Annotated in this window: 11 protein-coding genes and 1 tRNA gene; 10 read left to right on the top strand and 2 right to left on the bottom strand. The window is 71.4% G+C overall.

Features of this window, described 5'->3' with window-relative positions; translation table 11 throughout:
• Positions 1–141: 141 nt before the first annotated feature.
• Complete coding sequence (upp, locus tag ACWDD9_RS04230; protein ID WP_049650159.1) at positions 142–777, bottom strand: uracil phosphoribosyltransferase; 636 nt, start codon at positions 775–777, stop codon at positions 142–144.
• Between the two features lie 195 nt (positions 778–972).
• Between upp and ACWDD9_RS04225 the strand changes: the two genes are divergently transcribed.
• The 8 genes from ACWDD9_RS04225 to ACWDD9_RS04190 all read left to right on the top strand — a co-directional run bounded on the left by ACWDD9_RS04225 (position 973) and on the right by ACWDD9_RS04190 (position 6,067).
• Positions 973–1,176 (top strand): hypothetical protein, encoded by a 204-nt coding sequence (locus tag ACWDD9_RS04225; protein WP_049650158.1) that lies wholly within the window; start codon positions 973–975, stop codon positions 1,174–1,176.
• A 348-nt stretch (positions 1,177–1,524) separates the two neighbouring features.
• On the top strand, positions 1,525–2,082 hold the full coding sequence (locus tag ACWDD9_RS04220; RefSeq protein WP_117488600.1) for a tRNA adenosine deaminase-associated protein: 558 nt from the start codon (positions 1,525–1,527) through the stop codon (positions 2,080–2,082).
• 50 nt (positions 2,083–2,132) lie between these two features.
• Positions 2,133–2,660 carry a tRNA adenosine(34) deaminase TadA gene (gene tadA / locus ACWDD9_RS04215; protein WP_082345357.1) on the top strand — a complete coding sequence of 176 codons (528 nt, stop codon included), beginning with the start codon at positions 2,133–2,135 and terminating at the stop codon, positions 2,658–2,660.
• A gap of 67 nt (positions 2,661–2,727) precedes the next feature.
• Positions 2,728–2,814: transfer RNA gene (locus ACWDD9_RS04210), tRNA-Ser, on the top strand.
• A 487-nt stretch (positions 2,815–3,301) separates the two neighbouring features.
• Complete coding sequence (locus ACWDD9_RS04205) at positions 3,302–3,466, top strand: hypothetical protein (RefSeq protein WP_181970620.1); 165 nt, start codon at positions 3,302–3,304, stop codon at positions 3,464–3,466.
• 94 nt (positions 3,467–3,560) lie between these two features.
• A complete protein-coding gene (locus tag ACWDD9_RS04200) occupies positions 3,561–3,854 on the top strand; it encodes a Dabb family protein (protein WP_049650156.1) in 294 nt (97 codons plus the stop codon).
• A 314-nt stretch (positions 3,855–4,168) separates the two neighbouring features.
• Positions 4,169–5,014 carry an RNA polymerase sigma factor SigF gene (locus ACWDD9_RS04195; RefSeq protein WP_375876738.1) on the top strand — a complete coding sequence of 282 codons (846 nt, stop codon included), beginning with the start codon at positions 4,169–4,171 and terminating at the stop codon, positions 5,012–5,014.
• A 144-nt stretch (positions 5,015–5,158) separates the two neighbouring features.
• Positions 5,159–6,067 carry an RNA polymerase sigma factor SigF gene (locus ACWDD9_RS04190; protein ID WP_049650154.1) on the top strand — a complete coding sequence of 303 codons (909 nt, stop codon included), beginning with the start codon at positions 5,159–5,161 and terminating at the stop codon, positions 6,065–6,067.
• Here ACWDD9_RS04190 and ACWDD9_RS04185 read toward each other — a convergent pair.
• A complete protein-coding gene (locus ACWDD9_RS04185) occupies positions 6,054–6,983 on the bottom strand; it encodes a tyrosine-protein phosphatase (RefSeq protein ID WP_234348243.1) in 930 nt (309 codons plus the stop codon). The two genes, ACWDD9_RS04190 and ACWDD9_RS04185, sit on opposite strands and share 14 nt — an antisense overlap.
• A 414-nt stretch (positions 6,984–7,397) precedes the next feature.
• Here ACWDD9_RS04185 and ACWDD9_RS04180 point away from each other — a divergent pair, with 414 nt between their 5' ends.
• Positions 7,398–9,758: a hypothetical protein gene (locus tag ACWDD9_RS04180; protein ID WP_449810733.1), complete on the top strand. Its 2,361-nt coding sequence runs from the start codon at positions 7,398–7,400 to the stop codon at positions 9,756–9,758.
• Between the two features lie 121 nt (positions 9,759–9,879).
• Entirely contained in the window at positions 9,880–11,394 is a 1,515-nt protein-coding gene (pelF, locus tag ACWDD9_RS04175; RefSeq protein WP_049650152.1) for a GT4 family glycosyltransferase PelF, read from the top strand.
• Positions 11,395–11,449: the final 55 nt, after the last annotated feature.

Raw genomic sequence — 11,449 nt, 5'->3', positions numbered from 1 at the left:
GTCAAACGCCGCCCCTTCTTGTGCCGGTCTTCCCGGATCTCGAAGTCCATCGCACCCCTTGAACTGGGGTGTTGCAACGACTGCTAGAACCCAAGCGCAGTGCCGGGGGCTCTCGGTGTTCGGTGGTTCGGGTGGGGAGGCTCAGCCGGCCGTGCCGTACAGCCGGTCGCCCGCGTCGCCGAGGCCCGGGACGATGTAGCCGTTCTCGTTGAGCCGCTCGTCCACGGCGGCGGTGACGACGGTGACCGGCAGGCCTGCCAGCTCCCGCTCCATCACCTCGACGCCCTCGGGGGCGGCCAGCAGCACCACGGCGGTGACGTCGGTGGCGCCGCGCTCGATCAGCATCCTGATCGCGGCGACCAGAGTGCCGCCGGTGGCCAGCATCGGGTCGAGCACGTAGACCTGGCGGCCGGAGAGGTCGTCCGGCATCCGGGTGGCGTAGGTGGAGGCCTCCAGGGTCTCCTCGTTGCGGACCATGCCGAGGAAACCCACCTCGGCGGTCGGCAGCAGCCGGGTCATCCCGTCCAGCATGCCGAGGCCGGCCCGCAGGATCGGGACCACCAGCGGACGCGGGTAGCTGAGGCGGGTACCCAGCGTGACCGCCACGGGGGTGGTGATCTCCACCTCGTCGGTGCGGACGTCCCGGGTGGCCTCGTAGGCGAGGAGGGTCACCAGCTCGTCGGTCAGGCGACGGAAGGTCGGCGAGTCGGTGCGCTCGTCGCGCAGGGTGGAGAGCTTGTGGGCGACCAGGGGGTGGTCAACAACGTGGAGACGCATGTATCGAGGTTAGCCCGGTCCTGGACGGGTGTACGACTCGCCGTGCCCACCGGGGCGCCGGTCCGGGTGACACTCCCGTGACTCGCCGTGACCCGGCGCGGTCGTCCGGACGGAAGTGCCTCCTGTGGTATCAACCGGGCCGTTCTGGGAATGTCACCTCTTATGACGAGCAACCCGAACCCTGGGGACGGCTCGATGGACGAGCCCGTCGACGGGGTGGGCCGGAGCCCGGGCCCGCCGTACGACCACCCCGAGACGGAAGCGGAGCGCCGCAAGCGGCGGGCCGTCTTCCTGCGCGAGCTCACCGAGGCGCGCGAGCTGCGGGAGCGGGTCCAGCCGCGGCGGACCAAGGAGCGGCGGATGCGCGAGGCGATGCGGATGCGGACCTTCCGGATCTGACCGGGCCCGGGACCGCCCCCGGAACCGCCTCGGGAGGCACCCCCGGACCACCCTGATGCCACCCTGGCGCCCGTCCGGCGCGGCACCCGGACGGCCCCGGAAGGGACCCGAACGGCCCCGCCGGGCGTTCGGAGCAAATTTCGACCGGCCTCGGACCGCCCCGGCCCGGCTTCGCCGTCCGCCACCCGGTCCTTCCGACACGACCTGCAAAGACGCGCTGCAGAACACCCCCCGCAAGGGCGGGCTTTCTGTCACGATTCCGATGGGACGGTCCGAACAAGCGGACCGCCTCTGGCGCGGGGGCGGCCAGATTTCCGCGTTGCCCGTGCGCGCCGACAGCCGAGACCGATGATCTTGGGAGTGTCCCTGGTGGCGTACTTCGCTGCAGTGCTTGCTCGCACCGAGGACGGGTGGGATGTGAGCGAGACGGAGCTCGACGACGTCGAAACCCTCGCCGATCTGGCCGACCTGGCCCGCGGATCCGCCCAGGACGACGACAGCGTCCTGATCTTCATCGAACAGGAGGACGCCTGGTTCGCCGTCGTCCGCGTGGACGGCGAGGAGGACCCGCGGATCTTCGTGTCGGACGGCGCCGCGGCCGCCCGCAGCTCCTACGGCTCCGTCCTCACCGACGAGTTGGTCGACCAGGCCGGCGAGAGCGAGTTCGGCGACCTGGACCACCTGCTGGACGAGGCCGAGGAGGCCGAGGAGCAGGACGACGAGGACGCCGACGCCCGCGGCGGCGTCCCGGTCGGCCCGCTCGGCGACGCCCACCTGCTCACCGAGTTCGGCCTCGCCGCCGACGAGCTGCTGGCGCTCAGCGGCGAGGGCGCGGTCCCGGGCGACGCCCTGGAGGAGATCGCCGAGGCCCTGGGCTGCGGCGAGGTCCTGGAGGCCGTCCGGTAGCGGCGTCGGCCATGCCGGTGTCCACCACCGGATACCCGACACTGGATGCCATGCAGCCCGCATCCACTCCGCTGACCGTCCCGCACGTCCCCCCGCTGCCCGCCCCCGTCCGCCCCGACCCGGTCCGCGACCGCTGGGCGGCGCCGATGCGCCTCGCCATGGCCGAGGCCGCGCTGGCGCCGGCCACCGGGGACGTACCGGTCGGGGCGCTCGTCCTGGACCCGGACGGCGAGGTGATCGGACGCGGCCACAACGAGCGCGAGGCGGTCGGCGACCCGACCGCGCACGCCGAGGTGGTCGCGGTCCGGCAGGCCGCGGAGAAGACCGGGGAGTGGCGGCTGAGCGGCTGCACGCTGGTCGTCACGCTGGAGCCGTGCACCATGTGCGCCGGCGCCATCGTGCTGTCCCGGATCGACCGGGTGGTCTACGGCGCCCTCGACGAGAAGGCCGGCGCGGCCGGCTCGCTCTTCGACGTGATGCGCGACCGCCGGCTCAACCACCGGCCCGAGGTGATCCCGGGCGTCCTCGCCGACGAGTGCGGCGCGCAGCTGCGCGCCTTCTTCGACACCCACCGCTGAGGGCCCGCCGGGCACCGCGGTGATACGGATTTCGTGACTGCGCCACCCCTCCGGTAGAGTTCCTCTCGGTAGCGTGTCCGAGCGGCCAAAGGAGCACGCCTCGAAAGCGTGTGTGGGGGCAACTCCACCGTGGGTTCGAATCCCACCGCTACCGCTCGAGAGCCCGAGGGCCCGTCCGATCCGGACGGGCCCTCGGCGTTTGTCCGCCCACGTCGCGGGAGCCGCGGGGCACCGCCGGAGCGGCCCCGGACATGGGAACGGCTCCGTACCCCGGGCCGATGACCACCGGTGCCCGGTCCGTACGGAGCCTGGAGGGGGAGCGGTTCGGGGGGACTGACCGCTCCCCCGGCGGAGTCCCACAACCGGCGCCGCGTCGGGGGGAAGCCGCGGCGACCGGTCCCACAGCGGGGAGCTCCGGATCCATGCACCGGGGATTCCTGCCAGATCCTCGGTACGTCTTCCATCCTGCCGTCCGGCCCGCGAGCGGGCATCCGGAGAAAGGCCCCACTCGCGGGGACCTTCGTCCCGCCGGCCGAACGCGTCGCACACTTGATAGCCCGTCCGGGTGGATAAGCTGCCCCCTGCAGGCCGCTCGGGGACCGGATGACGGCGGCCCACAGCTGGGAGGAAGAGGTCACCCGATGGCGCAGGCGAAGAAGATCGGCATGGCCCTCCTGCTCATCTTCGTGCTCTACTCGATCATCACCTCACCCTCCCGGTCCGCCGAGCTGGTCCAGCTCGGCTTCGAGGGGATCTCGAACGCGGCCAAGGCCGTCGGCACCTTCATGACCGGTCTGATCAAGTGACGGACGGCCCGCACCCATTCGGGTAGCGGTCGGCCCCCTGGCACCGGCTACGGTGAGCGGGACCCTCTGTCCCCGTCCGCGAGGAGCGGCAATCGTGATCCGCCACCTGGTCCTGTTCAAGCTCAACGAAGGCGTCAGCAAGGACGAAGAGCGCGTGCTCGCCGGCGCCAAGGCCTTCGACGCGCTCGGCTCGGTGATCCCCGAGCTGCGCGAGTGGGAGTGCGGCTGGAACACCACCGAGCGCGACATCGCGTACGACTACGCGATCAACAGCCTGGTCGAGGACCGCGACGCCCTCCAGGCCTACCTGACCCACCCGGACCACCAGGCCGCGGCCGGCCTCTGGCGCGAGTTCGCCACCTGGGTGATCGCCGACGTCGAGGTCTGAGCACCCGTCCGGCCCCACCCGTCCGACCCGGACCACCCGAAGCCCGACCCCGGCGCTTCCCCCGGACGGACCGCGGCGCCCCGTCCGGCTTCCGGGCGGGGCGCCTTGCTCCGTCCCGGAACGATCCCCGCGGCGGTTCGCCGGCCGGCCCGGGAAAGGTTGAACGGCCCACCAACACACCTCCATCGGGTGCTTGCCCGACCTGTGCCCACCTTGTGATGCTATGACCGGTTTTGCCGGACATGGCGAGGTCGTGAACCCGCCGTGGCACCCGCTCCGCAGGGCCCGCCGTTGACGACTTTGGGAGGGGTGAGGTGTCCGTGGACGAAGTGCTGGCTGCGATCACCAGCCCGGCCGGCGAGCTCCGACCGGACCGGCTGCGCGGCCCCGGCGGCCGCCCCGCCGTGGACGTCCGGACGCTGACCCGGGTGCTGTTCGAACGGCTCGCCGAGCTGCCCCCGGACGCCCCCGAGCGGGAGCGGGTCCGGGCCGCCCTGATCGAGGTGAACATCCCGCTGGTCCGCTACGCCGCCACCCGCTTCCGCAGCCGCAGCGAGCCGATGGAGGACGTCGTCCAGGTCGGCACCATCGGCCTGATCAACGCGATCGACCGCTTCGACCCCGGCCGCGGCGTCCAGTTCCCCACCTACGCGCTGCCGACCATCCTGGGCGAGATCAAGCGCTACTTCCGGGACAACGTCCGCACCATGCACGTCCCGCGCCGGCTCCAGGAGCTGTGGGTCCAGGTCAGCGGCGCGATGGAGGAGCTGACGGTGCTGCACGGCCGGGTGCCCAAGGTGCCCGAGATCGCCGCCAGCCTGCGGATCCCCGAGGAGGACGTGCGGGCCTGCCTGGACGCCGGGCGGGCGTACAACGCGGCGTCCCTGGAGGCCGCGCAGGAGCACGAGGGCGGGCTCGCCCTGCTCGACCGGCTCGGCTACGAGGACTCCGCGCTGGCCGAGGTCGAGCACCGGGACATGGTCCGCCACCTGCTGGTCCAGCTCCCCGAGCGGGAGCGGCGGATCGTGATGCTGCGGTTCTTCGCCAACCTGACCCAGTCCCAGATCAGCACCGAGCTGGGGATGTCCCAGATGCACGTGTCCCGGCTGCTCTCCCGGATCCTGACCAGGCTTCGGACCGGCAACTCCTGGGAAGAGTGAGATTGCAGCGAGTTACCCCGGCGTGACATCTTGCGACGTTCGGGTTTGCCGTGGACCGTGTTCCGGTATGCAGGGGGAAGGCCCTCGCCGGGAACCACCGCGCGACGGCCCCCGTTCAACTGACAGTCACAAGGGGGTGGGTGCATGTCCGGAGAGCTGGGCACTGCGGAGATCCACGCTGGCGGCCAGGCCAACGGCACGGCCGTCGTCGAGGACCTGGTCCCGCGGCAGCGGGTCGAACCGGCCCGGCCGCCCGGCCCCGACACGGGACCGGAGACGCCGCCCGGCTCGGTGCTGGACACCCGGACGCTCTCCCGCTCGCTGTTCCTGCGGCTGGCCGCGCTGGACCCGGGCAGCGCCGAGCACACCTACGTCCGCGACACCCTGATCGAGCTCAACCTGCCGCTGGTCCGGTACGCCTCGGCGCGCTTCCGCAGCCGCAACGAGCCGATGGAGGACATCGTCCAGGTCGGCACGATCGGCCTGATCAAAGCGATCGACCGGTTCGACCCGGAGCGCGGGGTGGAGTTCCCCACCTTCGCGATGCCCACCGTGGTCGGCGAGATCAAGCGCTTCTTCCGGGACACCAGCTGGTCGGTCCGCGTTCCGCGCCGGCTCCAGGAGCTGCGGCTGGCGCTCACCAAGGCCGGCGACGAACTCTCCCAGCGGCTGGACCGCTCCCCCACCGTCGCCGAGCTGGCGGCCTGCCTGGGGGTCAGCGAGGAGGACGTGGTCGAGGGCCTCGCGGTCGGCAACGCGTACACCGCCAGCTCGCTCGACTCCAGCACCGGCGAGGAGGACAGCGACGGCCCGCTGGCCGACCGGCTCGGCTACGAGGACCTCGCGCTGGAGGGCGTCGAGTACCGGGAGTCGCTCAAGCCGCTGCTGGCCAAGCTGCCGCCGCGCGAGCGCCGGATCATCATGCTGCGGTTCTTCGGCAACCTCACCCAGTCGCAGATCGGCGAGGAGATCGGGATCTCCCAGATGCACGTCTCGCGGCTGCTCACCCGGACGCTCACCCAGCTGCGCGAGGGGCTGATCAACGAGGGCTGAGCCGACCACCGGGAGCCGGGCCGCCCCGCTCGGCTCCCGGGTCGTCCAGCAGGTTGGCGCGCAGCCCGGCCAGCACCTCCCCGTCCAGTCCGAGTCCGTCCCGCCAGTAGGCGTCGAAGCCGCCCCAGCCGGCCGCGACCTCGGCGAAGGCCGCGTCCAGGTAGCCGCCGTCGGCGCGGAAGACCGGCAGGAGCAGCTCGGGCTCGCGCATCAGGCCGCGGGCCCCGAAGTCGTCCAGCACCCGCCGTACGACCGGGGCGGAGCGCTCGTTGGTGAGCAGGTAGTCGGCCAGGACGGTCTCCCGGTCCACCCCCAGGGCGGTCAGCAGGAGGGCCGCGGCCCAGCCGGTGCGGTCCTTGCCCGCCGAGCAGTGGAACAGCAGCGGCGGCCCCTGAGGATCCGCCAGCAGCCTTAGCAGGGCGGCGAATCGCTCGCGCGCCACCCGGTCCGTGACGAACCACCGGTAGAGGCCGGCCATCCGGGCGGCCGCCCGGCCGTCGCCGAGCAGCGCCCGCTGGCGCTCCGGGTCGTGGTCCGCCAGCGCGTCGCGGACCAGCAGGACGATGTCGAAGTCCGGTGCCAGCAGCGGGAGATGGTGGAGCGTCACACCGCCGGGCAGGTGGTCCAGACCGGTCTCGCGGACTTCGGCCATGCTCCGCAGGTCCACCACGCTGTGCAGGCCGAGCGCGCCGAGCGGGCCGAGGTCCTCGGCGGTGACACGGTTCAGGCCATCGCTGCGCAGTGCCACCCCGGGCCGGAGAATCCGCCCGTCAGCCGTCCGGTACCCGCCCAGATCACGGGCATTCAGCGCACCGCGCAAACCGAGACTGCGTCCGACCAGCGGCGTTCCGCCCGCCTCCGGTGACGCATTCCGTACGCTCGGGAATCCCCCGGACTCGGTATGCTGATCGACCATGTGAGCACCTCCATTGCATATTCGGACTGTCACATGGCACAGCCGTGCCCGATATTGCATGAACCTGCCCAACTGGGCGGCGAGATGTGCAAGAGTGTCATGCGCAACGACGACAGTGTAGGTGTCCCGCCCGCCCCACTGGGCCGCACCGTCGGTAACCACGTGTAGCAGTCAGCTTCCGGTTTTTCATTTTCAATTCACTATTTGCGCCGCCGGTCCGGTTCCGGTCACAATCAGCGCCTTCATGGCTTCGCCATGAACGTTGGTAACAGGTTCGCTGCACTCTCGCCCAATTGGTCCCTCGCACCACCGTCCCTCGACCAGGATGGGCCCGGGCAGCCTGCTGCCCGCGAACAGCTACACGGGCAGGCGAGCGCCGAGCAGCGTGACGCCTGCACCAAGGGGAGGATCACCATGGGTCGAGCGACCCGAAGAGTCGCCGCGTGCGCGGCGGCAGTCCTGCTGGCCAGCGGCTTGCAGACCACCCTGGCCCACGCCGACGCGGCGCCGCCCAGGATCGACCTCACCGTCCTGGTCGTCGACGACGGCGGCCCGTCCGTCGCTGCCATCACCGCCGAGTTGAAGAGCCAGGGCACGCCCTACAAGGTCATCAGCCTCAATGACCCCAACCGCCCCGTCATCAACTCCGCTTTCCTGAGCGACACGCTGAACGGCCAGCCCCGCGGGAAGTTCCAGGGCATCGTGCTGCCCAACGAAAACCCCTTCCCCAACAGTGCCACCGAGATGACGGCGATCGCGACCTACGAAGCCGCATTCAACGTCCGCCAGATCGACGCGTACACGTGGGCCAACCCGGCGGTGGGGCTGAACTACGCCCAGAATCCCGGATTCGTGGGCACTCTCGACGGATTCCAGGGCGCCACCACCACGGCCGGAACTTCGGGCCCGTTCGGGTACCTCAAGGGCAGCGTCCCGTTCGAGGACAACGACCCGAACGTCGGCGAGAGCTACGGCTACCTGGCCACTCCGCTCGCCAGCCTGCCGGCCGGCGCCTCGTTCGTCCCGCTGGTCGACGCGCCGATACCCAACACGGCCAGCCGCGGTTCGCTGGTCGGCGAGTACACCCACGACGGCCGCAAGGAACTGGTCGTCACGTTCGTCTACAACCAGTACCAGCAGCAGTACCGGCTGCTGGCCCGCGGCATGGTCGACTGGCTCACCCAGGGCGTCCACCTCGGCTACGACCGCAACTACTTCGCCACCCACGTGGACGACGTCTTCCTGGCCGACGACCGCTGGGACACCGTGCTCAAGTGCACCCCCGGCGACGTCACCTGCCCGCCCGGCACCCCGGACACCGCCAACCCGATCCGGATGACCGTCGACGACGCCAACCACCTCAAGCAGTGGCAGGCCGCCAACAACTTCACCCTGGACATGGTGTTCAACGGTGGCGGCAGCGAGGACTGGAAGGCCGACCACCAGACCACGGTGGACCCCACGGCGAACCAGATGATCGCCGACCAGAACAACTACCGGTGGGTCAACCACACCTACACCCACCCGTACCTGGGCTGCGAGCAGAACGTCACCGTGGTGCCGTGGGTCTGCGCCAAGAACACCGCGGGCGCCACCGTCTGGGTCGACCAGAACACCATCTCCTCCCAGATCAAGAACAACGCCGACTGGGCCACCGCGAACGGCCTGGGCTTCGACCCGCAGTCCCTGGTCACCGGCGAGCACTCCGGCCTGCTGACCGCCCCGCAGGAGACCAGCGACAACCCGAACCTGGCGCCGGCGCTGGCCGCCAACGGCATCAAGTTCACCGCCAGCGACGCCTCCCGCGAGACCGGTCAGCGGCCCGTCGGCTCCGCCCTGACCGTGCCGCGGTACCCGATGAACGTCTTCTACAACGCCGGTACGGCGAAGGAGGAGGCCGACGAGTACAACTGGATCTACACCAGCAAGGCCAACGGCGGCAGCGGCGTCTGCGAGAACAACGCCAACTCCACCTGCCTGCCCCAGCCGCTGGACACCACCACCGGCTACCAGTCGTACATCGTGCCGCTGGAGGCCCGGATCGACCTCGGCCACGTGCTGAGCAACGACCCGCGGCCGCACTTCGTGCACCAGTCGAACCTGTCCGAGGACCGCATCCTGTACCCGGTGCTGGAGAAGATCCTCGGCACCTACCGCTCGCTGCACGCGGACAGCGCCCCGATCGTGAACCTGAGCCAGCGCGAGATCGGCCAGGAGTTCCAGCGCCGCGCGGCCTGGAACACCGCCCTCGCCTCCGGCCAGGTCACCGCCTACCGGGTCGGCAGCACCGTCACCGTCAACGCGCCGTCCGGCGTTCAGGTCCAGGCCACCATGCCGACCGGAACCGCTCAGAAGCTGGCCATCGGAACGGGCGGGTTCGGTTCGTCCTACGCCGGTACCCTCTCGGGTTGGGTGTCCCCGGGCGCGCTGCAGAGCAGCGTCACCCTGCAGCTGCCGTCCGCGCCGGCCGCCCCGGCCCCCGTCGCGCCGGGCGTCGCGGCCAAGTCCGTCCCGGCCCCGGCGCCGGCGGACAAGAAGGTCGTGCCGCAGGGTGTCGCCACCCCGGTCCCGGTGGGGCCGAGCGACACCACCCGCAAGCCCGCTCCGTCCCTGGTCCCGGGTAGCGGAACCCCGGTGCCCGGCAAGGATGTCCTCGCTGGCACCATCGGTCAGGGCGGCAACGGCCACGACGACAAGGCTGCGACGAAGAACGGCAAGGCCTCTGGGGGGACGGCCACGCCGAGCAGCACCACCGGACGCTCCGGCAACCGGTAACCGGTAACCAGCACCACCCGCCACCGGCGGGGCCGGGCCGGTCGCCCGGCCCGGCCCCGCCACGGCTCCCGTTCCGGTCATCCAGGCCGGAACCTACGCAAGAACAGGAGGGGGGACAGGAATGCGCGTCACCCTGCTCACCGAGGGGACGTATCCGCACCAGCACGGCGGCGTGAGCGTCTGGTGCGACCAGCTCGTTCAGGGCATGCCGGACGTCGAGTTCGACGTCATCGCCGTCACCGGAACCGGCCACGAGCCACTGGCCTGGGAACTGCCCGCCAACGTACGGTCGGTCACCACCGCGCCGCTGTGGGGGCCCGCCTCGGAGGGCCGAGCGCCCCGCGGCAAGGAGATGCGGCGCTTCCTCAACGCGTACGAGCGCTTCCTGCACTCCATCCTCGACCCGGTCTACACCACCCACTTCGGCACCGAGCTGTACAACTTCGCCGACCTCGCCCGGCACGGGCTGCTCAGCCCGGCGCTGCGCAGCGAGCGCGCGCTGCGCACCCTCCAGCAGGTCTGGACCCGCGACTACCTGCCGACCGCCGTCTCCCGGCCCACCCTGCACGACGCCCTGAACGCCACCGACCTGCTGGAGCACGCCCTGCGGCCGCTCTCGGTCGAGCCGCCCAAGGACGGCGTCGCGCACGCGGCCAGCGGCGGCCTCGCCACCCTGCCGGGGCTGATCGCCGCCCAGCAGTACGGCGTACCGTTTCTGCTCACCGAGCACGGCATCTACCTGCGCGAGCGCTACCTCGGCTACCGCACCGGCCCCTACCGCTGGCCGGTCAAGGCGCTGCTGCTCGGCTTCTACCGGATGCTCGCCGAGGAGAGCTACCGGCAGGCCGCCCTCGTCACCCCCGGCAACCGGTACAACCGGCGCTGGGAGGAGCGCGGCGGCACGCCGTCCTCGCACATCCGCACCGTCTACAACGGGGTGGACCCGGCGGCCTTCCCGCCGGCCGGCCCCGAGCCCGAGACGCCGACCCTCAGCTGGGCCGGCCGGGTCGACCCGATCAAGGACCTGGAGACGCTGATCCGGGCCTTCGCCATCGTCCAGCGGGAGATCCCCGAGGCGCGTCTGCGGCTCTTCGGCGGCACCCCCAAGGGCGGCGAGGCGTACCGGGACGGCTGCATAGCCCTGGCCGCCGAGCTCGGCATAGCCGACTCGGTGGCCTTCGAGGGCCGCGTCGCCGACATCACCGACGCGTACGCGGCGGGCAACGTGGTCATGCTCTCCAGCATCAGCGAGGGCTTCCCGTTCACCCTGATCGAGGCGATGTCCTGCGGCCGCGCGACCGTCTCGACCGACGTCGGCGGCGTGCGCGAGGCCGTCGGCGACACCGGACTGGTCGTCCCGCCGCGCGAACCCGAACCGATGGCGGCCGCCGCGATCGAGCTGCTGCGCGACGCCGAACGGCGCGCCCGGCTCGGCGAGGGCGCCCGGCTGCGGGTGATCGAGCAGTTCACCCTCCGCCAGAACATCGACGGCTTCCGCGGCATCTACACCGAGCTCCTGGGCACCGCCCGCTGGATGCCCGGCGGCATGGTCGCCGTCACCGACCAGGTCCCCAGCCCCGACTGGGACCAGCAGCTGGCCGCCGCCCGCCCCGAGCCGAGCGAGGTCGGCGCGTGAACGGGCACGGCGACAGAACCATCGAGAGGCGCGTGTCCCGCTCAGCGGCCGCCGA

Source organism: Kitasatospora sp. NPDC001119, from assembly GCF_053598475.1.
The sequence above is the reverse complement of the archived record's forward strand: the minus strand, read 5'-3'. Positions and strand labels throughout refer to the sequence as shown.